This window comes from Mycobacterium sp. FW102-FHT13B02, from assembly GCF_058790275.1.
The window spans coordinates 1-19,874 of record NZ_JBYTCM010000033.1; the positions used below are offsets into that span (position 1 = coordinate 1).

General features: G+C 63.3%; 21 protein-coding genes and 1 pseudogene. 15 read left to right on the plus strand and 7 right to left on the minus strand.

The genetic code is table 11. From position 1 onward, the window contains the following. Nucleotides 1–71: 71 nt before the first annotated feature. Nucleotides 72–275 (minus strand): hypothetical protein, encoded by a 204-nt coding sequence (locus AC3WTE_RS30630; protein WP_492443224.1) that lies wholly within the window; start codon nt 273–275, stop codon nt 72–74. A gap of 368 nt (nt 276–643) precedes the next feature. Here AC3WTE_RS30630 and AC3WTE_RS30635 point away from each other — a divergent pair, with 368 nt between their 5' ends. From AC3WTE_RS30635 to AC3WTE_RS30680, 10 genes are all read left to right on the plus strand, one after another. After that, complete coding sequence (locus AC3WTE_RS30635; protein WP_492443225.1) at nt 644–1,288, plus strand: TetR/AcrR family transcriptional regulator; 645 nt, start codon at nt 644–646, stop codon at nt 1,286–1,288. Between the two features lie 478 nt (nt 1,289–1,766). Further along, the gene (locus AC3WTE_RS30640) at nt 1,767–2,042 is read left to right on the plus strand and encodes a helix-turn-helix domain-containing protein (protein WP_492443227.1); all 276 of its coding nucleotides are present in this window, start codon (nt 1,767–1,769) and stop codon (nt 2,040–2,042) included. 4 nt (nt 2,043–2,046) lie between these two features. Beyond that, complete coding sequence (locus AC3WTE_RS30645) at nt 2,047–2,817, plus strand: IclR family transcriptional regulator (RefSeq protein ID WP_492443229.1); 771 nt, start codon at nt 2,047–2,049, stop codon at nt 2,815–2,817. Between the two features lie 133 nt (nt 2,818–2,950). Beyond that, nucleotides 2,951–4,123: an acyl-CoA dehydrogenase family protein gene (locus AC3WTE_RS30650; RefSeq protein ID WP_492443231.1), complete on the plus strand. Its 1,173-nt coding sequence runs from the start codon at nt 2,951–2,953 to the stop codon at nt 4,121–4,123. After that, nucleotides 4,120–5,250 carry an acyl-CoA dehydrogenase family protein gene (locus AC3WTE_RS30655; protein WP_492443232.1) on the plus strand — a complete coding sequence of 377 codons (1,131 nt, stop codon included), beginning with the start codon at nt 4,120–4,122 and terminating at the stop codon, nt 5,248–5,250. The genes AC3WTE_RS30650 and AC3WTE_RS30655 overlap by 4 nt, the downstream gene beginning before the upstream one ends. A gap of 47 nt (nt 5,251–5,297) precedes the next feature. Further along, a complete protein-coding gene (locus AC3WTE_RS30660; RefSeq protein ID WP_492443284.1) occupies nt 5,298–6,425 on the plus strand; it encodes an acetyl-CoA hydrolase/transferase C-terminal domain-containing protein in 1,128 nt (375 codons plus the stop codon). Nucleotides 6,426–6,442: 17 nt separating this feature from the next. Beyond that, nucleotides 6,443–7,348, plus strand: coding sequence for an SDR family NAD(P)-dependent oxidoreductase (locus AC3WTE_RS30665; RefSeq protein WP_492443234.1), 906 nt, complete (start codon nt 6,443–6,445; stop codon nt 7,346–7,348). A gap of 35 nt (nt 7,349–7,383) precedes the next feature. After that, nucleotides 7,384–8,553 (plus strand): acyl-CoA dehydrogenase family protein, encoded by a 1,170-nt coding sequence (locus tag AC3WTE_RS30670; RefSeq protein ID WP_492443236.1) that lies wholly within the window; start codon nt 7,384–7,386, stop codon nt 8,551–8,553. Further along, complete coding sequence (locus tag AC3WTE_RS30675; protein ID WP_492443237.1) at nt 8,550–9,653, plus strand: acyl-CoA dehydrogenase family protein; 1,104 nt, start codon at nt 8,550–8,552, stop codon at nt 9,651–9,653. Before AC3WTE_RS30670 ends, AC3WTE_RS30675 begins: the two co-directional genes overlap by 4 nt. 2 nt (nt 9,654–9,655) lie before the next feature. Continuing rightward, on the plus strand, nt 9,656–10,438 hold the full coding sequence (locus AC3WTE_RS30680; RefSeq protein WP_492443239.1) for an enoyl-CoA hydratase/isomerase family protein: 783 nt from the start codon (nt 9,656–9,658) through the stop codon (nt 10,436–10,438). Between the two features lie 49 nt (nt 10,439–10,487). Here the strand turns inward: AC3WTE_RS30680 and AC3WTE_RS30685 are convergent, their stop codons facing one another. Together AC3WTE_RS30685 and AC3WTE_RS30690 are read right to left on the minus strand one after the other, a co-directional pair. Then, entirely contained in the window at nt 10,488–11,651 is a 1,164-nt protein-coding gene (locus AC3WTE_RS30685) for a mandelate racemase/muconate lactonizing enzyme family protein (RefSeq protein ID WP_492443241.1), read from the minus strand. Next, complete coding sequence (locus AC3WTE_RS30690; RefSeq protein WP_492443243.1) at nt 11,648–12,970, minus strand: CaiB/BaiF CoA transferase family protein; 1,323 nt, start codon at nt 12,968–12,970, stop codon at nt 11,648–11,650. Before AC3WTE_RS30690 ends, AC3WTE_RS30685 begins: the two co-directional genes overlap by 4 nt. A gap of 268 nt (nt 12,971–13,238) precedes the next feature. Here AC3WTE_RS30690 and AC3WTE_RS30695 point away from each other — a divergent pair, with 268 nt between their 5' ends. From AC3WTE_RS30695 to AC3WTE_RS30705, 3 genes and pseudogenes are all read left to right on the plus strand, one after another. Then, a complete protein-coding gene (locus tag AC3WTE_RS30695) occupies nt 13,239–14,210 on the plus strand; it encodes a thiolase C-terminal domain-containing protein (protein ID WP_492443245.1) in 972 nt (323 codons plus the stop codon). Between the two features lie 17 nt (nt 14,211–14,227). After that, a pseudogene (locus AC3WTE_RS30700) lies at nt 14,228–14,341 on the plus strand (zinc ribbon domain-containing protein); the annotation flags it as partial. Between the two features lie 51 nt (nt 14,342–14,392). Continuing rightward, nucleotides 14,393–14,629: an OB-fold domain-containing protein gene (locus tag AC3WTE_RS30705; RefSeq protein WP_492443286.1), complete on the plus strand. Its 237-nt coding sequence runs from the start codon at nt 14,393–14,395 to the stop codon at nt 14,627–14,629. A 3-nt stretch (nt 14,630–14,632) separates the two neighbouring features. Here AC3WTE_RS30705 and AC3WTE_RS30710 read toward each other — a convergent pair whose 3' ends face one another. Next, entirely contained in the window at nt 14,633–15,565 is a 933-nt protein-coding gene (locus AC3WTE_RS30710; RefSeq protein WP_492443247.1) for a helix-turn-helix transcriptional regulator, read from the minus strand. Nucleotides 15,566–15,875: 310 nt separating this feature from the next. Here AC3WTE_RS30710 and AC3WTE_RS30715 point away from each other — a divergent pair, with 310 nt between their 5' ends. Beyond that, the gene (locus AC3WTE_RS30715) at nt 15,876–16,442 is read left to right on the plus strand and encodes a TetR/AcrR family transcriptional regulator (RefSeq protein ID WP_492443249.1); all 567 of its coding nucleotides are present in this window, start codon (nt 15,876–15,878) and stop codon (nt 16,440–16,442) included. Between the two features lie 18 nt (nt 16,443–16,460). Here AC3WTE_RS30715 and AC3WTE_RS30720 read toward each other — a convergent pair whose 3' ends face one another. From AC3WTE_RS30720 to AC3WTE_RS30730, 3 genes are all read right to left on the minus strand, one after another. After that, nucleotides 16,461–16,652 (minus strand): ferredoxin, encoded by a 192-nt coding sequence (locus tag AC3WTE_RS30720; RefSeq protein ID WP_492443250.1) that lies wholly within the window; start codon nt 16,650–16,652, stop codon nt 16,461–16,463. Between the two features lie 121 nt (nt 16,653–16,773). Next, on the minus strand, nt 16,774–17,535 hold the full coding sequence (locus AC3WTE_RS30725; RefSeq protein WP_492443252.1) for an SDR family NAD(P)-dependent oxidoreductase: 762 nt from the start codon (nt 17,533–17,535) through the stop codon (nt 16,774–16,776). Nucleotides 17,536–17,575: 40 nt separating this feature from the next. Further along, nucleotides 17,576–18,745: a thiolase family protein gene (locus AC3WTE_RS30730; RefSeq protein ID WP_492443253.1), complete on the minus strand. Its 1,170-nt coding sequence runs from the start codon at nt 18,743–18,745 to the stop codon at nt 17,576–17,578. A gap of 275 nt (nt 18,746–19,020) precedes the next feature. Between AC3WTE_RS30730 and AC3WTE_RS30735 the strand changes: the two genes are divergently transcribed. Then, complete coding sequence (locus AC3WTE_RS30735; RefSeq protein ID WP_492443254.1) at nt 19,021–19,836, plus strand: enoyl-CoA hydratase/isomerase family protein; 816 nt, start codon at nt 19,021–19,023, stop codon at nt 19,834–19,836. Nucleotides 19,837–19,874 lie beyond the last annotated feature (38 nt).

Sequence of the window (19,874 nt, forward strand, 5' to 3'; positions counted from 1 at the left end):
CGGCACCGACACGGCCTGAACATCTCCGCCCACCTCAGCCCCGTCCCCGAATTCCCACCACCCCAGGGGACTTAGCCGAATCGTGAGGGTGCCTGCGCAATGTCCTGGATGGGCCCGTAGCCTGTCGCGATCCAGAAGCCGCCGTGGTGGTCGCTCCATTGCAGGGGGTTTTCACCGCGAAGGTCCCTGTACACATCGTGGATCCGGGGAGCGAGCTCCTGGTTGTGGTGGTCGAAGTCGATCGCGGGTGGCCGCGTGGCTACTTGCTCAGTCATGTCGGAGCTCCTTCTCCAGGGGGCGAGGCGTGACAGGTCGGCACACGTGAGACAACTCTCTTGGAAATGGCAGGCGTTGAGAAGTGTCGGGCGTGGTGTCGTCACTACCCTGTTGGCATCGTGGCGAGGTTGGCGCTGAATGTCGATATAGTCGTGGCCCGGGTTTGAGATCCAATCTGCCGTTTAGATATGTCGGCTGCCTTGGCGTAGTCGGAATTTGGGTCGCTGTGAGCAAAATGTGGAGTTTGTGATCACGTCAAAGCTGTTGATTGACTGAGAAACGGTCACTAAAATTGGACGATGTTGCGTTTGCTCGGTCGGGTGCAATGAGTCGGGCCTATCATCATGGGGATCTGCGCCGTGCCCTTGTGGACGTCGCGATCGAAATCATCGATCAGTCCGGAGCGGGGGCATTTTCGGTTGCGGAGGCGTGCCGTAGGTTGAATGTGAGCCCGGGAGCGCCCTATCGGCATTTCAGCGACCGCAATGATCTGATGGTAGAGATTGCGATCAAGGCGATCGGCGTACTCGCCGCACGTGTGACGTCCGAAAGCACCTCGTATCCGGATCCCCTCGACCGACTGGCCCGTGCCGTGAATGGCTACGTGCTTTTCGCGGCTGAGCATCCGGCCTTGTTCGAAATCGTATTCAGCAAAGAAGTCCATATGGGAGACAATCCGCGCATGCGCGAAGCCACGCGCCCCGTGGCGGAAGCATTTGTGTTGCCTACCTATCAGATCCCTGGCATAAGCGATAGCGCCGCACGTCATATCATCGTCGCCGCGGGGGCAATCGCACACGGTTACGGTGTGTTTTTGAGCATCGGAAACTTCCCGGCAACTGACAACGCCGTTTCAGTGGCCGCCGAGAGGGCGGGGCATGCGGTTCGCGCGCTTGTAATGGGCCCGAAGATTTTCCCGCCAGACCCGAACGAATCATCGATAATGTTGGCTGGGGTTCCACTTCATCGCTGGATTGATGAGTTCGGCGTGGGCTCGCGCTCTATCGGTTGAGTGATCACGTTGGTCGGACAGTAGCAACGACGACCGTGTGGCCCGGATTGTTCCCTGACCCCACTCCGACCTGAGTGTTGACTCATTTACCGATGACAACTCGATCGGCGGCTTTTCCAGCATCACCAATCGATCGGACCAGGCGGGGCGGACGATGTCATCCGCGCCAACCAACTCCCGCGGGGATACACAGCGGAGGCAACACCGATGGCGCTATAGGACATCGGAGGCGCGAAGCGGCCGCCTGGCGGCCGCCCACGGGGCGATCATCACCGCGTCGGCGACGATGGCGGTACTGAAGCCGCTATTCCGCCCGCCAGGGAAGCCGGGCGGTCGTGGCTGATTATCGTGACCATCTTGACTGGTAGCTGTAGTGCTAGCAACTACCTGCCCCTTGTACGCGGTCGTTGCCGTTACTTAGAGTCCTGGCAAATGTAAGTAACATTCACTATGCGCCTTCGGAGTTCGAGGAGGAGCCGTGGCTGGCCCCGATACATCGCTAGTTCGTTCGTTGCAGCGGGGGCTGCAGATCATCAATGTCGTTGCGGCACAAGGACCACTGCACGCCAAGTCGGTGGCCCGATCGCTGGGATTGGCACTACCTACTGCCTATCACTTGCTCAGGACATTGGTGCATGACGGCTACCTCATCCGCCTCGACGATGGGTCCTATGTGCTCGGGGAGCGGCTGGGTGTGGAAAGAAGCGTGCCAGTCAGCAACCCCACGCGCTGGTCGACGTCGGGCAGGTGCTGACGCGATGACAGCACCAACGCCGACCCTGATCCAAAGTCTCCAGCGAGGTCTGCACGTTATCGAAGTCGTCACTGCGCAGGGCCCTTTGACAGCAAAATCGATCAGCGCGCAAACCGGCATCGTGTTGCCAACCGCATATCATCTGCTGCGCACGCTGGTTCATGAAGGATACGTGCGCCGTCTCGCTGACGGCAGATACGACTTGGGTCGGCAGATGCTTTCGGTCACTCAGTTGGAACGGCGAGCGCGCAGTCACCGCTTGATTCGTGAAGTGATGTCTGAACTGTCGACGGTGACCAAAGCAAGTATTCTCATCGGTGTAGCCGAGCCTGCAAATATTGTCGTGCGGGCACTGGTGGACCATCCGTCTACGCCGCAGATCGACTGCTGCCCGGGGGCTTCGATTCCGGGCCACGCAACAGCGATCGGCAAGAGCATTCTCCTACGGATGACGCCGGTCGAGCTGGACGCATATCTGGAGCGGAATCCAATGCAAATGTTCACATCTCAGACGCGAGTCACTCTCCGCAGGCTGCGCCGCGAAGCGACCAAGAGCGCTGTCGTGGTCTGCGATCAGGAATACATGTATGGCATCTCGTCGATGGCTACAGCATTGGGCGGTTCTGATGATTTGGCGGCGCTCGGCGCCGTGTATCCGTCGAGCCGGTCGGTGCGCGCCCGCGAAAGACTCTGTGACCTACTGACTGACGCTGCAACGCAGATCTCGAATGTAGCTCCGGGAGTGCGTGTTTTGAGCCGGCCCATCGTGGCCTAGCAGGCGTAGTGGTGCTGTTCGTACCTGGATGAACACTGGATGCGCCGAGGACAGTCGGTAAAAATGAAGCGACCATGGCGAGCAGGAACCGAGCTGGCGTTCGTAAGCCTGGCGTGAAAGGCCTTTAATGACAATGCTTCCCGCTGATGTGCGGACGGCACTTGCCGAAGCCGTGCGAGGCGCGTGCGAGCGGTTGGTGCCTGAGCACCGGCTACGTCACGTCGCGTATGAAAACCTAAGTGCTGAAAGTGGTTTCGACCAGGAGTTGTGGCGCTTGCTGTGTGGCCAGGTTGGCGTGGCAGCCATGGCGGTTCCCGAAAGCCTTGGCGGTGCTGGATATGGTGCTTCGGCACAAGCCGTTGTGGCCCACGAGTTGGGCCGAGTGCTGGCCCCGGTCCCATTCCTCGCCTCGGCGGTATGGGCTACCGACCTCCTGGTGGCCGCAGGAGCGCCGCCAGATCTGTTGGGCGACTTAATGGAAGGGAACCGCACCGCCGCGGTGGTCGCGGCGCCCAACCCTAGCTTTATCGGTGGCGATACTGCTTGTGTGAAGGCAAGCCGTAATGGCGACGCTTGGGCCCTGCGGGGGTCGGTCCGGCATGTGCTCAACGGCGCTGCAGCTGATTACCTTGTGGTGATCGCGCATGTGGATTCGCATCCTGCGATCTTCGTTGCCGATAGTGACGACGCGGGGGTTCAGACGTTGGCTGAAGGCATCCTCGATGGCACCCGGCCCATGGCGACGGTGACGCTCGATGACGCGTCGGCGCAACGGCTGATGCCAGATACCAGTGCGCAACTGCTGCTGGACCGCAGCCTTCGACGTACTGCTGCTGTGCTTTCTGCTGAACAGGTAGGCACGTGTGAACGCGTGGTCGAGATGGCCGCGGAGTATGCGCGCACCCGCAAACAGTTCGACAGGTTCATTGGTTCCTTCCAAGCGGTAAAGCATCGGTGTGCGGACATGCTCATCGACCTGGAGATGGCGCGATCGGCGTCGATGGCCGCGCTGGAGTCTGTCGACGGTGGCGACGACGCCGAGTCGCGCTGGCAGGTGAGTATGGCCAAAGCGGTGTGCTCCGAGGCTCTCCGCGCAGCCTCACATGCCAACGTGCAGATTCACGGCGGCATCGGCTTCACGTGGGAGCACCCGGCCGGCCTCTACGTCCGCCGCGCCCGCACGGACGAGGTTCTCTTCGGACTTCCTGGTGCGCATTGGAAAGATATGGCGGTCCGGGCGGGCCTGTTCGAGACGGGCCAAACGACGTCGGCCGACGTGAAAACCTGTAGTCCGGTGGCAATGTGACGACGACAGATTTCAGCGAGGAGCGGGCCGCGATTCGCGCATTCCTCGATCAAGCGCCCAAGCCGCCGGGGCTGCGCGATTACGGGCCGACACCGACGGCCGCCGACGTCGAACCGGGCCTGCAATGGCATCGGTATCTCGCCGACCATGGCTACACCTGCTTGCACTGGCCGGCCGAGTTCGGCGGCGCTGCCGCGACAGTGCTTTTTCAGGCAACCTTTGCCGAGGAATGCGCCCATGCGGGGGTGCCGCGCCAATTCAGTATTTTTGGACCCGATCTGGTCGGTCCAGTTCTGATCAGGTATGGATCGGCCGCCCAGAAGTCTGCTCATCTTGAGGCGATCCGTACTGGCGAACACGTTTGGTGCCAACTATTTTCCGAGCCGGACGCCGGTTCAGACCTCGCGTCGTTGCGTACGCGTGCCGCTGAGACACCGTCCGGATGGCGTATCGACGGGCAGAAGGTGTGGAGTTCGGGAGCCGCGGCTGCAGATTTCGGCATTTTGTTGGCGCGCACGGGCGCCGATAAACACCGAGGGCTCTCGATGTTCATCGTTCCGATGGACGCTGCTGGAATCACGGTGCGGCCGCTGCGCCAGATCGACGGCGAATCCAAGTTCAACGAAGTGTTTTTCGACGGCGTCGAACTCGATCCCGGCGCGCTGGTCGGTGATGTCGGACAGGGATGGGAGCTGGCCCTGGCGATGTTGGGGCGGGAGCGCCTGACGCTGGGTACTCACGCTGTGGCGATGTTCCGGCGTCATCGCGAGCTGGTCGCGGCAGCTGCCGAGCGGGGTCTGCTCGACCCCGTTCTGCAACGATCGATGACCCGTCTGTGGGCACGAATGTGGTTGTTGCGTTATACCTGGCAGCGAGCGGTCGAGGCCGGGGACCCGGTGTCGCCTGCGTTCTCCGTACTCAAGCTGATGGCCTCCGAAACCGATCGTGACCTCTCAGACTTGGCGACCGACGTTCTGGGAATCGATGCGTGCGCCGATCCGGCCAACGATGGAATGGTCGCCCACATGCTGGTCGGTCGTGCGCAGACGATCTTGGGCGGAACCAGCGAAATCCAGCGAAACATCCTGGGGGAGCGAGTGCTTGGCCTTCCGAAGGAACCTCGGTGACCGACGCTACGGTGCAGGACACGTTCGTTGCGGTGCTACGACCCGGGATGACCGTAGCTCTGGGCGATGGAGCCGGTGTTGTCGGGTGCCTGTCAGACGGGGTCGCCGTCTGCGCCGCGCTCAGTGCGGCTGCCGCGGAGGTGGGGGCGATCCGCCTTGTGCTCGGGTGGCTGCCCCAGCCCGCTGACGGACTGGATCCGGATGCGTTCGCCGAAGTCATCGTGCTGATGCCGGGTGGTGCAGCGCGAGAGGCCATGCGCAGTGACCGAGCACGGTTCGTGCCTGCGCGGCTGTCGGCGTGGCCGGCCTTGCTGGGGGGCTTGCTGCGCCCGGATATTCTCGTCACGCGGCTCGTCGAACACGCGGGCCGGCTCTATTTCGGCAGCGAAGTGTCGTATCAGCAGAGCATCGTCAACGCAGGCATCCCCGTCTTTGCGGTAGTCGACGACAACACCCCATTCGCGTGCGCGGAGCCGCCTATCAACGATGACCAAGTTCGGATCATCGGTCGCAGCAGCAGCGGACCGGCTCATTACCACCGTGAACCCGAGGCGATCCACGAACAGCTCGCCGACCGGGTGCTTCGTTTCGTTCCGGAGGCTGCCCGAATCCAGTATGGCCCAGGACAATTGGGGACGGCGTTACTGCGACAGGCGACGGTACAACTGACGGTGGACACCGGTCTTCTCACCGACGCCGTAGTGGATCTCGACCGCCGCGGGCTGATGTGCGGGGAGGCCTCCGCCACCTATCTGGTCGGCACTGACGTGCTCTATGAGTGGGCCAGAGGTCGCAGCATCCTGCGCGGCGTCGACTACACCCATGACCTCACCAGGCTGTCCCACGGTGCGGCTTTCGTCGCGATCAATACCGCCATCGAGATCGACCCCTACGGGCAGGTGAACGTTGAAGGCCGCCAAGAGAAGATCATCGGCGGGATCGGCGGGCACCCAGACTTCTGCGCGGCCGCGCGCATGCACAGACGAGGGCTGTCGATCATTGCCACACCGTCCACAGTCGGCGGGCGGTCACCCCTGGTCGAGCGGCTCAGCCGACCGACATCGACACCGGCCAGCGACATCGATCTGATCGTGACCGAGTCCGGCCATGCCGATCTTCGGGCCGCTGACTGGTCTCAACGCCGCAAACTCATCGCCGAATTGTTCGGCGCCTGACGAGAGAGATAACGCTGATGGGCTTACTCGACAATCACGTGGTATTGGTAACGGGAGGTGGGCGTGGCCTGGGCCGCGCGCACTGCCTGGAGTTGGCGGCGCAAGGCGCCGCGGTGATCGTGAACGACCCTGGGGTCGATCGCGACGGGAGCGGGGGTGCGGGCGGCCCGGCCGCAGACGTCGTCTCGGAAATCAAGGCAGCGGGCGGTGAGGCGATTGCTCATACCGGCTCGGTAGCCAACTGGGACGATGCCCGGGACATGATCCGCACCGCGGTGTCCACGTACGACACCCTCACGGGCGTGGTGAACAACGCCGGCATCCTGCGGGACGAAATGATCACCGGCGCAACCGAAGCAGCCTGGGATGCCGTGATCGCGGTCCACCTCAAAGGCACCTTCGCGGTGACCAAGCACGCCTGTGATTTCTGGCGGAGTCGGGCCAAAGCCGGTCACCACGTCGATGCACACGTGGTCAACACGGTGTCCGGCGCAGGATTGTGGGGGAACATCGGGCAAAGCGCTTACAGCGCCGCCAAAGCGGCCATCGCTAATCTGACGGTCGTCACCGCAATGGAGATGCGTCGCTATGGTGTGGCCGTCAATGGGATCTCGCCGCTGGCGGTGACCCGGATGAGTGCTGAATTCTTCGGCGGGGATCGCGCCGCGGATCCCGCGCTCGATTCTGCGTGCGCGTCGGCGGTGACGGCTTGGCTGCAATCCCCGCAGGCATCGTGGCTGACCGGACAGATCCTGCGGATCGACGGCGACAAGCTCATCCGAATCGACGGTTACAGCGAAGCGCCGCGGCACTACGCGGCGCGAGACGGCAAGCGCCTCGATGTCACCGAGATCGGGCAGGCGGTCAGCTGGCTGTGGAATGCGGCACCGCGGGGACTCATCGGCCCGCTACCCGCCAAATGAGCTGGTCGACTTCCGCTTCGGGAAATGGAAATGGAGTGGATCCCTGCCCCGACCATTTCGCGGTGCTCTGCGCCAATGAGCCCGAACTCGCCGATCAACGCGGTGCCATTCGCGAATTCCTACGCGCGGACCGCGACCGCTATGGCTGGCAGCCTGCCGTGGATTCTTGGCTGTCATGCTGGGATGAGGGATTCAGCGCGCGGCTGGGTGCGGCCGGATTTTTGGGCTTGACCATTCCGCCGCACTATGGCGGCAGCGGAAAGGGTCACCTGCACCGCTACGTCGTAACCGAAGAACTGCTGGCTCACGGTGCGCCTGTGGCTGCGCACTGGATAGCCGACCGTCAGGTTGCACCTGCGCTGCTGGAATTCGGCACCGAGGATCAACGCAGTCGGCTGCTTCCGAAAATTGCTGCGGGACAGTTTTATTCGTCCATCGGAATGAGCGAGCACGGAGCGGGATCCGACCTCGCAGCGGCTGTCACCAAGGCGACCCGAAGCGGCCGAGCCTGGGTCCTCAACGGATCGAAGGTGTGGAGCAGTGGTGCCCACCATGCGCACCAAATTGTTGTCCTGGCTCGCACCAGCCCTGTCGACCCTGGCCGTCGGCATGCCGGTTTCAGCCAATTCATGGTCGCCTGTGACGCACCGGGGGTGACCATCAGCCCCATCGAGTTGATGTCCGGGGAGCACCATTTCAACGAGGTGATCTTTGAGGACGTCGTGATCAGGGACGCAGACGTGCTCGGGGAGGTGGGCAATGGATGGCACCAAGTCACCGCAGAGCTGTCCTTTGAACGCAGCGGCCCAGAGCGGATCCTCACCACGGTCCCGCTGATCACCGCAGCGATTCGCGCACTGGCCGACCTCGGAAGTGCTGACCCAACATCCCTGGCGCAGATCGGTTATCTGGCCGCACGGCTGATCTCCCTGCGGCAGCAGTCGATTTCGGTGGCTCGGGCGTTGCTCGCCGGGCGCGCGGCGGCCAGTGAAGCCGCGTTGGTCAAAGACCTGGGTACGCGGTTCGAACAGGAGTCGGTCGACCTGGTTGCCGAGTTGCTGGACTCGGCGTTCGGCAGTGAAGTGCCCGACGAGTTGGCGTGGCAGCTGCAGACCGCCAGGTTGCACCGGCCGTTGTTCACGTTGCGCGGCGGCACCAATGAAGTACTCCGCGGTGTGGTGGCACGAGGGATGGGTTTGCGATGATCGGCGCGGAAACTGTACTGGCGGGTGGTGTCCTACAACCGCGCGTTGAGGACGATGAGTGGGCGGACCTTCGTGAACTGGTATCAGAGCTCGGCCGGCGATCTTTCGAAGCTGCCACCACCGCGCGCCGCCGACCGCAGAGCCACGACGGCACGCTCTGGTCGCATCTGGAGACGACCGGATTGGCGAGGCTGACCAGCTGCGGGGGTCAAGACGCCGGCCCTGCGGAGGCAGCGCTGGTGCTGTACGGCCTCGCTCGTCACGGCACCGCGGTGGCGCTAGCCGAGACGGACCTGCTGGCCGGCTGGCTGGCCAATGAGGTGGGTCTCGCCCTCCCCGAGAATGGACCTCTCACCGTCGCCGTCGGCAGGGGCGAGGTCCACGATGGCGGTATCACCGGGGTAGCTGCCGACGTACCGTGGGTCAGCGCAGCTGCGGCAACGGTGTTGATGGTGCGTACGCCGAACGAGGTCCGGGTCGGTGCGGTCGACATTTCCGCGCAGACGATCGAGGACGGGCTCAACCTCGCCGGTGAGCCTCGCGGACGGGTGCACTTTGACGTGCCTGTTGGTTCCCTACTTCCGGTCGGCACCGAGCTCTACGGGGAGCTGATGCGCCGCGGTGCGTGGGCCCGGTGCGTGCAGATTATCGGTGCACTCGACATGGCAGCCGAGTTGTCGGCGAGCCATTGCCGCGAGCGCGTTCAGTTCGGCCAGCCGCTCAGCCGGTTCCAGGCGGTGCAACAGTCGCTGGCCGCGATGGCCGGTGAGATCGAGCGTGGCCGTGCGGTGGCGACCCTGGCAGTGGCCGCAGCCGCCGGGCATGGTTTCGCCGACCCGCAGACGGATTATGCGGTGTCGGTGGCGAAGGCCGCGCTCGGGCCGGTGGTCAACGCCGTCTGCGCCACAGCTCATCAATTGCACGGTGCTATCGGGGTGAGTATCGAGCATCCCCTGTGGCTTGCTACCACACGAGCACAAAGCTGGGCCGGCGAGTTCGGCACCGCCGCTCATCACGCGCACCGAGTCGGCCGTTCTCTGTCGGCCGCAACAGATGTTTGGGATTGGCTGATCGGTGCTTCGCCAGAACTAGGAGAGTGACCATGGACACTGTGCTGTCATCGGTGGAAGACGGCGTGTGCACGATTGTGCTCAATCGCCCCGATGCGCGAAATGCATTCACCCTGAATATGCTTCGGCAATGGGAAGGCATCTTGCGGGTGTGTATGGCCGACGATGCCGTACGCGCGGTGGTCGTCACCGGGGCTGGCGACCGTGCGTTCTGTGCGGGCGTGGACCTCTCTTGGCTGACCGATCAACACACGCCGCTGGAACGCAAGAACGACCTCAAGGACTGTATTCAGCGGATCGCAGTGACGATGGACGAGCTGGACAAGCCGGTCCTGGCTGCGATCAACGGGGTGGCTGTCGGCGCGGGACTTGACATGGCGCTGATGTGCGATATGCGGATCATGTCGGCGACCGCCCGTGTCTCAGAAGGTTATGTCACGCTGGGCCTGGCACCGGGCAACGGCGGCGCCTACTACCTGCCGCGGTTAGTGGGGATTTCGAAAGCCCTCGAACTGCTTCTGACCGGCGAATTCGTTGACGCCGAAGAAGCCTTGCGAATCGGTCTGGTGAATCGGGTGGTTCCCGAGGGCCGCGTGTTGGAGGAGACGATCCGTATCGCGAGAGCGATTGCGGCGAATCCCCCCGCGAGCGTGCGGATGATCAAGCGGCTGGCCAAGCAGTCGGCCAGTATTGAACTCCGGACAGCGCTGGATCTGGCGTCCTCACATGTCGCCATTTTGGCGACGACTGACGATGTGGGCGAGGCGGTGGCGGCGGTGATGCAGCGACGTCCCGGCCAGTACCACGGCCGGTGACGACGCTGACCCGAGCGTGCCGTGTGCGTAGATGCCCGAGTCGACACCGTCAGTCGTTGAGTCGGCGCCACGATCCGCGGGCCAACGCGTCGATGCCACCGGGCGCGGGCGTGAAACCTGAACCAGGACTGGAGCTCACAGCGATGAACCCGTCATCGTCGGGGAGTAGTGGCTCGGCGACAAGCGGTTCGAACCAGGGCACGTATTCGATCCAGGCCTCGTCTTGCCGCAATGTAGCTCCGAGTTGGGCCGAGACGTGGGGATATAGGTGTGGCAACATCGTTGCTCCGGCTCGATACACCGTGTCGGCCACGTCGAGCCATGCGCACAGGCCTCCCACACGTTCGGGCTCACCTACGATGTACTGGATCCCCTCACTCAGCAATTCATCGAATTCCCTTGCAGAAAATAGTGTTTCGCCGGTAGCGATGGGGAGCGGGGATTCCCGTGCCAGCCGACGGTACCCCGCAGTGTCTCCTTGGGAGATCGGATCCTCGATCCACGTCAGGTCAAACTCGGCGAGGCGCTCACTGGCGCAGAGCGCCTCAGGAACGGTCCAACGCTGCAAGGCGTCGACCATGAGTACGGCGTCCGCGGGCAATGCCTGCCGAACGGCCTGCACTCGGTCGACGTCTTCATCGAGCGTCGGCTTGCCCACCAGCATCTTCACCCCGCGCATCCCGCGCTGGTAAATACGGTCCGCCTCGGTGATCAGTTCCTCGATCGACGCGTGCAGCATCAGACCGGTTTGATAGGCGCGGACGCGATCGCGCCGCCGGCCGATCACCGCACTCAAGCTCTTCTCGCGTCGTCGGCAAACGAGGTCCTCGATCGCCATCAGGATGCCGGATACACCGAAAGCCAATACTCCCTGCGTACCAAGAAATTTCGTCGCCGCATGCAATGCGCGGGTCAGCCGAGGAACTTCACTCAGCGAATACTGGGTGATGTCGGGCGCGAGGTGGCCCAGGCTGGCCTCGAGCAGTCGAATCTGCTGTGCCTGCTGAGCCCACAGCAGGGCGTAGCCGTGCACGCCGTCGGTGTCGGTGAGCCTGAGAATCAGGACGGGGACGTCCGTTGGGGTGTCGCGGCCATCGGGAAGACGAAAGCTGCGAATTCCCGTGGGCAACGCGATATGTCGAACCTCGACCAGGATGATGTGGGTTCTCAGTGCCTCAGGTTCTTCGTTGAGCAAATCGGCAGTGATGGTCACAATGACTGCTGAGTCCAGGCTGGATCGGAGAGCACCTCGTCGTGGCTGGCATCCAGCTCTTCGCCGGTCCACCGGATCGCGCCCGGCGTTCGGCCGAACTTCGGCACTACCGCTGGCATGCGCATCGGGCCGTACTCTGGGTCGTGCACAGTCACTATGGCTTCCCGGGCCTGATAGTGCGGGTCGCTGAAGATGTCGGCGATGTCAAACTCGACACAGTAGGCGACGTCGTTATCGTCACAGATGGTCTTGAGCTCGGCGGTAGTACGACTGCTGACCCACTTTTCGAGGATCTCGTCGAGTTGGTCGTGATTGCTGACACGCGCGGAGTTGTTCGCAAACCGCGGGTCGTCAGCCAATTCAGGCCCGCCGATTGTCGTCAGCAAGCGGGCGGCGACCGGTTGGGTGCTTGCGGTCAATGAAAACCACTTGCCGTCTTTGGTCTGCCACGTGCCAACCGGGGAAACGTACGAGTTCGAGGTTCCCTCGCGGAGGGTGACTTTGCCTTCCTGGTCGTACGTCGACGAGATCAGTTCCATCAGACGGAAGCACGCCTCATACAGCGCGAGATCGATTTCCTGACCGCGACCGGAGCTCTGGCGTTCGATGTAGGCGGCCAGGACCGCACCGACTCCGGTTAGCGCTCCGAAGTAATCTCCAACGGGAATGCCTGGGTGCACCGGTGGCAGATCAGGGAACCCGTTGATGGACGAGAAGCCACTGAATGATTGTGCGATGCGCCCGAACGCTCGGTTGGCTCGGTTGGGTCCGGTCTGTCCGAATCCGCTGACCCGCAACATGATCAGGCCTGGATTACTTTCGGTCAGGCTTGGGTAGTCCAGACCCCATCGCTCCATCGTCCCCGGGGTGAAGTTTTCGATGAAGATGTCGGCAGAGCGGACAAGGCGCCGCAGGACAGCGCGGTCCGTCTCCAGGTGAAGATCCAACGCGATGGAACGCTTTCCGCGGCCATTGACTTTCCACCAGAGCGGAGCGCCGGAATGGGACCCCAGCTTGCGAATCGGGTCACCGATCCGGGGTTGTTCAACCTTGACGACATCGGCACCCCAATCGGCGAGGAGTGTGCCAATCATTGGCCCGGCCACGAGCTGTCCGATGTCCAGTACCCGGACACCCACCAGCGGCCCCTGACTGGGCGGCCGAAGTTCCTGCGTCGCCATGCGGTTCCCTTTCTGATGACCGCCAGCCGCTGACCGTGAAATGCTGTCTCCGCGGTGGCGGAACCGTTCTCTTGTGAAGCCTTGAACAGGCACGTTACCGAGACGCCGCCGAAACGAAAATGGTTGTGTTTCCACCATGTTCGGGCCGTGAGCGGGCAGTGCTAGTGGCAGCTACACCACGTTGTTAGTGTGGTGTGCCGTTACCGTGATGAAGATGACCAACCCGTTGCGTGACGCGTCGGCAATAGTCGGAATCGGCCACACCGACTACTCGAAACGATCCGGGGCGACCACGCTCACGCTGGCACTGCGCGCCGTTCTCGCCGCGCTCGATGACGCAGGCCTGACCCACAGAGACGTCGACGGGGTGGCCTGCCATCGGGTTGCTGATTCGGCGGACCCCGCATTGGTCGCGCAAGCGCTCGGTGTGTCCGAATTGCGCTTCATTCGCGATGTCTTCGGCGGCGGCAGCTCCTGTATCGCACCGCTGGATGCGGCGGCCACCGCTGTCGCGACCGGCCAAGCGCGCTGCGTTGTCGTCTGGCGCGCGTTGAATGCCCGATCGGGACCACGGATGTCCTCGGCGGCCGCAATGACGGGATTGTCCAGTGATGCGCAGTACTGGCTGCCCTACCGACACGTGTCGGCGCCTCAGCAATTTGCCATGTTCGCCCGTGCCTATATGCACCGGTTCGGCGTAACCGCAGAGGATTTGGGACGAGTCGCGATTGCTCAACGCGGCCACGCCGTACTGAATCCCCGAGCGATGATGCGCGTACCGATGTCGATGGACGACTATTTCGGGTCTCGCTGGATCGCCGAGCCACTTCGGCTCTTGGACTGCTGTCTGGAATCCGATGCCGCCGTCGCGCTGGTCGTGACGTCACGCGAGCGCAGCCGAGATCTCCGGCGGGTGCCGGTCACGATCAGCGCCACCGCATTTGGCGGCGGCAATCAATTGGTGAGCAACCACCACAGGAACCTGACCGATTCCGCCGCCGCCGCGGTAGCGCCGCGGCTGTATGCGGCCGCTGGTATTGGGCCGGAGGACGTAGATGTCGCCGAACTCTACGATGCTTTCACTCCACTGGTTCCGCTCCAACTGGAGGCATATCGGTTTTGTCGACCGGGGGAGGCGTCGGCATTGATCGCCGACGGTGCTACCCGTCTCGGTGGAAGGCTGCCGGTCAATACCCATGGAGGGCATCTGTCGGAGGGCTACGCGCACGGGCTAAACCATGTGGCCGAGGCGGTGTCGCAGCTACGTGGCGAGTGCGGCGAGCGGCAGGTGGTCGGCGCCGAGATAGCGCTGACGACAGCGCAACCGGGGATCAATAGCGGTCTCACGGGTGCTGCGATTCTCAGGCGCGCCGCGTGACGGCGCTGAACTATCCCGTGTCGGACGCCGACTCGGAACCGTGGTGGGCGGCCCTGCAGGAGCGCAGACTGTTGGTCCAGCGTTGCCTGGACTGCCAGCGGTTGCGCTGGCCGGCTCGCGCAATGTGCAACGATTGCGGCTCCATGCGTGGAACCTGGTGTTCAGCAATAGGTTCGGGAACCGTGGCATCGTGGACGGTGACGCATGCGTCGAGAGCGCTGGTGCCTGACACCTACGTCGTGGTAGTCGTTCAGCTCGACGATCAGGACGACATCTTCGTGCCCGGTTTCATCGACGGACCCAAAGACGGAGCGGGGCTCAGCATCGGCATGCCCGTCGTAGCGGGCTTCGATGAGGTTGGGGTTGGCAATGACGGGTGGCGCCTGGTGGTGCTTCGCTGGCAACGACGCCAGACCTAGTGATCAGCCGGCCAGGAGCTGGTCGATCCGTTGCCGCGACATCTCGTCATTGAGCATATGGACCATGAGGAGCAAGTTTGGGTGGTCCAGCGGTCGCAGCTGGACCAGTCGCGCTCGCACCCGCCCAACTACGGGATGGTCGATGGTCTCTACGTGATCCGCAACGCCCTGAACTTCGTGGCGCTCCCAGATGCGGCGGAAGTCTGTGCTTTCCTCGGTCAGCGCGTCGACTATGCGAGCGAAATTTGGGTCGCCGGGATACTTGGCGGCTTCGGCGCGGAAGCGGCCTGCCGCCAGCTGTGTTTCCGTTTCCCAATCGACGAGGCGTTCTCTGAGTTCGGGGCACATGACCTGGATCCACAGTCCATTGCGGTGTTCAGCGTCCAGCGAAGACGGGTCGACGAAGAGATGTGCGTAGGCGCGGTTCCAGGTGATCAGATCCGTGGCCGGGAGCATCAGGTGCGCCGGATTGGGTAACAGGTGGTCGACGAGCGCAATCAGGCTGTCGCCGACCTCGGGGCGTGTGCAATTGACGGCTCGAGGCGTAACCCCCGCAAGACGCCGCAGATAACTATGCCCGTTGTCATCGAGACGTAGCGCACGAGCCAGCGCTTCGATGACCTGGGGTGTGGTGTGGATGTCGCGGCCTTGTTCGAGCCAGGTGTACCAGGTGACACTGACTGCTGCGGTGTCCGCAACTTCGTGGCGGCGAAGGCCTTTGACGCGACGGCGGCCACGGCGGGGAATGCCGATATCCTCCGGTTGGAGAGATTCGCGACGTGCGCGGAGGAATTCAGCCAGCGCCTGGCGTCGCGCCTGATCCTCGGATGTCGGAGGGCGATTGTGCGCCGGCGCGGCGAAGGTCTCCGAATGGAGGTTCCTGTCCACGGGGCGGGTGACCCGGTACGGGTCGGCCCAGGCTGTGCCACTTTGCATGGTTCATCTCCTGATTTCGCAACGGGCTGCGGATCGAAGGTCGCGGGCTAACGTGGCTGATTGCGCATTCTTAGCTGGCCCACTGGAGAACCCAACCGCCCGGCCCAGTGTCGGAAGTAGCAGTGCCTGCGAGGAAAGACGTGATACAAGCATCATTGACCAACCATCTGTGACCTGCGCCTCGTCGCCCATGCTCGCAGACTACACTACACCGACTAGTGTAGTTTTGAATTTTAGATCTCAGGAGGGAGCTGGCGTGACGACGGTCGCTGGGGAAACTCCTCGACGAGGGCGTTCGGAGAAGAAGCGAATGGCCATCCTTGAGGCTGCCCATGACCTCTTCATGGCGGACGGATATGACTCGACCAGCATGGACGCCATCGCGGCCCGTGCAGCAGTGTCCAAGAGGACGGTTTACGACCACTTCGGTGACAAAGAGCGCATCCACGTCGCCGTGGTGGAACGCGCTGCCGAAAAGGTGCTCATCACGGTCAGAACCGCGGTCGAAGAAGAGCTGCCGCCGGGCTGTGATCTGGGCGCTGGTCTGTTGTCCTTTGCGCGCCGCGTCGTCACTGAGACCTTCCCGTCGTCGGCGTACGTCCAATTCCGCCAATTGACGACGCGTGGTGCCGGTCTGCGGCGGGTGCCGGGCTCGATGCGGAACGCCCCGAAAGAGCTCTTCACGCAACGGATCGAGGATTTCGCGGCCGACGGTGTGCTTCGGGCGGAGCGGCCCCGGCGGGCGGCCGAGCACTTCATCGCGCTGACGGTCCTCCTGGCGCTGGACACCCTTGACCCGAGTTTGACGGGAGCCTGGGACGAGGTGGACCAGATTCTGGTCGATGGAGTGGATGCCTTTCTCCGCGCCTACACCTGACCGCGCGGTGTTCCTGCGTCACTCCTCGAGACTGATCGCCCGCTTGGGGCACGCGTTGATCGCATCGGCGATCTCCGCGCGCTTACTCTCCGGCGGGTTCTCATCAAGGACATAGAGGAGTTCGTCTTCGCGAACCTCGAACAAGTCGGGCGCGGTAAAGCAGCACAACGCATTGGACTCACACAGGTCGAAATTCACGACGATTTTCATAGCTTCATCATCGGGGCCGAAATCATTTTCGTCGTGACCGAACCGGTAGTAGTACCAGAGCCACCACCCTGGAGACGGGCTGCGCCTTCAAAAAGGTTGAATCCTTGAGGGTTTCGCGCGCCTATAGTGTCAATGAGTAGCCGCCGTTGACCGGCAGAGTCTGGCCGGTGATCCATCCCGCCGATTCGGACGATAGAAAAAGAATGGCCGCGGCAGCGTCGGCCGGTTCGCCGAACCTGCGCACAATGTACTTCGAAAGCAGTTTGGCGCTGAACGAGTCGTCGTTGAGTTCCGCTTCGGTTGCCGGAGTCATAGTGGCACCCAACGCCACACAGTTGGCCGTGATGCCGAAGCGGCCGGCCATCCGCGCTACAGCGCGGGTGAAGCCGGCCGCGCCCGCCTTCGCTCCCGAGTAGACCTCCAGGCCGTTGGCCTCACCCACCCGGGCCGCGTCGGAGATAACTGTGACTATCCTTCCGTGCTCGGCAGGAATCATCTGCGCCAGTGCACTTCGCGTGCAATGGATAACGCCGCCGAAGTTGACCCGCACGACGAAGTCCCACTCGGCCGGGTTCTGCGCCAAGAAGTTTGCGTGCACATGCGATTCGGCCGGCGCGGAGCGGATGCCGGCATTGTTCACCAAAATACTCACCGGACCGATGAGATCGGCGGCAGCGGCGAACATTCGCTCAACAGCGTCGACGTCCCCGACATCGGCTGGCGCCGCCATCGCCCGTGCGCCGAGTGCATGTACCTCGGCGGCCACCTCCTCGGCGCGCGTGGCTTCGCAGTCGTTGACCACAACCGCCCGGGCACCGTTTTCGGCCAACGCCAAAGCGACCTGCCGACCTACCCCTCGACCGGCGCCGGTGACCAGCGCCACCTTCCCCGCGAACTGGGCGCGTGCCAGGCTCACCGCGCGATCACCTGATCAGTTCGACAAGCGTGGCGTTGGCCGTGCCACCACCCTCGCACATCGTTTGCAAACCAAAGCGAATTCCTTTGTCACGCATGTGATGGAGCATGCGAGTCATCAACACTGTGCCCGAAGCGCCCAGGGGGTGACCGACCGCGATCGCGCCGCCGAGCGGGTTGAGCAGATCGTCGCTGACGTCGAATTCGGCCTGCCAGGCCAGCGGGACCGGTGCGAACGCCTCGTTGACCTCAAAGACACCGATGTCCGATAGCGCGACGCCGGACCTCCTCAGGAGCTTTTGCGTGGCGGGGATGACGCCAGTCAGCATCATGAGCGGATCAGAGCCGGCCACAGTGCCGGTGTGGTATCGGGCGATCGGTGTCAGTCCGAGCTCTTTGGCCTTCTCGGGGGTGGTGATGAGCATTGCCGAGGCGCCATCGGAGATCTGAGAAGCGTTGCCCGCGTGGATCACGCCATGCTCGAGGAACGAGGGCTTCAGCGTCGCCAGCGTTTCCACAGTGCTGTCCGGGCGCACGCACTCGTCGGATCGGAACTCGGGCTTACCTGGGACGGGCGCCAACTGGCCGTCGAACGCACCCTGCCTGATCGCCGCAGCCGCCCGCTCGTGCGAGCGCACTGAGTAGGCGTCGAGCCGCTCCCGGGTGAAAGCCCAACGGCGGGCGATCATCTCGGCACCAACACCCTGATTGAAGTCGTCATTGGGGAAAGGCCCGTTGATGAGGGCATCCGCGTAGCGCTCGCGCACGAGTGGTCCGAACGGGCGGCCGAGTTCACGGCCCGCTCCGAGGGGCACCCGGCTCATCATCTCTACGCCGCCGGCGACGACGACGTCATAGTGCCCGCCCCGCACCAGAGCGGCACCGAAGTCGACGGCCGACTGGCTGGAACCGCAGGCCCGGTTGAGCGTGATACCCGCGATGTCCTCCGGCCAGCCGGCTGCCAGCACGGAGTAGCGGCCGATCTGGGCCGCCTGGTCGCCGACTTGGTTGACACAGCCCCAGATCACGTCATCGATCTGCAGCGGGTCGATGCCGGTGCGCTGTTGCAGTGCGCACAGCACGTGGGCAGACAAGTCCGCCGGATGCACGTCGGCGAGCGATCCGTTGCGCTTGCCGACGGGAGTGCGAACTGCGTCCACGATGACAGCTTCGGGCATGAGACCTCCGGGTCAGGGTGCGCCTAGTAGCCCGTATTCGCGGGATAGGCAGGTGGTGCCGTGGCGGTGCTGAGAGGCGTGGGCCCTGTGCGGTCTTGGCGCCCGGCTGTACATTTGGCGACTCTAGCGTTGCGGACGCACCGCAACAGGGTGCCTCGACTACCCCGACCGCAGCCGCCCGTCCGCGATGGTGGCAGTGCCACTACTGGCATGGACTCAATCTGTTCGCGGTGCGAAGGAATGCCAATACTCGGTCTAACTGGACGGAGGAATTGGTGAAGGAAAAAATGGGCAGCGCCGATGTGCTGCTAGTCGAGGGCAGCGGACCGGTGCGCAGGGTGACCCTGAATCGGCCCGAGTGCCTGAATGCCGTGAATGCGGATCTGCACTCGGCTCTGGCCGGTGTGTGGGCTCGCCTGCGCGACGACGACGAGGTTCGCGCCGTGGTGTTGACCGGTGCGGGCAAGGCATTTTCGGCCGGCGGCGACATGGATTATCTCGTCAAGGTTTCCAGCGATCCCGACTTCAGGTATCGCACAATGGGCGACGCCCGCCGCATCGTGTCCGAGATGCTGGCGTTTCCCAAGCCCGTGATCGCTGCCGTCAACGGCCCAGCGGTCGGGCTCGGTTGCAGCCTCGCGGTGTTGTCGGATGTGGTGTTCATCAGTGATCAGACGTTCATGGCGGACCCGCACGTGACGCTGGGAATCGTTGCGGCCGACGGCGGCGTACTGGCCTGGCCGCTGGTGATGAGCATGCTGCGGGCCAAGGAATACCTGATGACCGGCGACCGCATCGGAGCCGTCGAGGCCGAAAGACTCGGCCTGGCCAACCATGTGGTCCCGGCGGATGAGCTGTTGACGCAGGCACACGCATTGGCCGAACGACTGGCAGACCAACCAGCACAGGCACTTTGGGATACGAAGCGGGCTTTGAACATGCATATGAATGCCGCCATCGGAAAGGTCATGGACTTCGCGTTCTCCGCGGAGAGCGAAACCTTTGCCCTACCACAGTTCGCGGCGTCGCTGCAGCAGTACACGGCCGATCGAAAGATCGCCACCTCAACCGTTCCCGCCGCGACCTCGTGACAAGCGACGGCGAACGCAACGAAGTCACGGCTGATGAT

What these genes read in the sequence shown, in the direction of transcription:
- AC3WTE_RS30660 (WP_492443284.1), top strand. Translation starts at nt 5,298, where the DNA reads ATGACCGTAGCTCTGGGCGATGGAGCCGGTGTTGTCGGGTGCCTGTCA.
- AC3WTE_RS30720 (WP_492443250.1), bottom strand. Translation starts at nt 16,652, where the DNA reads ATGAAAATCGTCGTGAATTTCGACCTGTGTGAGTCCAATGCGTTGTGC.
- AC3WTE_RS30730 (WP_492443253.1), bottom strand. Translation starts at nt 18,745, where the DNA reads ATGCCCGAAGCTGTCATCGTGGACGCAGTTCGCACTCCCGTCGGCAAG.
- AC3WTE_RS30680 (WP_492443239.1), top strand. Translation starts at nt 9,656, where the DNA reads ATGGACACTGTGCTGTCATCGGTGGAAGACGGCGTGTGCACGATTGTG.
- AC3WTE_RS30645 (WP_492443229.1), top strand. Translation starts at nt 2,047, where the DNA reads ATGACAGCACCAACGCCGACCCTGATCCAAAGTCTCCAGCGAGGTCTG.
- AC3WTE_RS30710 (WP_492443247.1), bottom strand. Translation starts at nt 15,565, where the DNA reads ATGCAAAGTGGCACAGCCTGGGCCGACCCGTACCGGGTCACCCGCCCC.
- AC3WTE_RS30650 (WP_492443231.1), top strand. Translation starts at nt 2,951, where the DNA reads ATGCTTCCCGCTGATGTGCGGACGGCACTTGCCGAAGCCGTGCGAGGC.
- AC3WTE_RS30690 (WP_492443243.1), bottom strand. Translation starts at nt 12,970, where the DNA reads ATGGTGGAAACACAACCATTTTCGTTTCGGCGGCGTCTCGGTAACGTG.
- AC3WTE_RS30715 (WP_492443249.1), top strand. Translation starts at nt 15,876, where the DNA reads ATGGCCATCCTTGAGGCTGCCCATGACCTCTTCATGGCGGACGGATAT.
- AC3WTE_RS30675 (WP_492443237.1), top strand. Translation starts at nt 8,550, where the DNA reads ATGATCGGCGCGGAAACTGTACTGGCGGGTGGTGTCCTACAACCGCGC.
- AC3WTE_RS30665 (WP_492443234.1), top strand. Translation starts at nt 6,443, where the DNA reads ATGGGCTTACTCGACAATCACGTGGTATTGGTAACGGGAGGTGGGCGT.
- AC3WTE_RS30630 (WP_492443224.1), bottom strand. Translation starts at nt 275, where the DNA reads ATGACTGAGCAAGTAGCCACGCGGCCACCCGCGATCGACTTCGACCAC.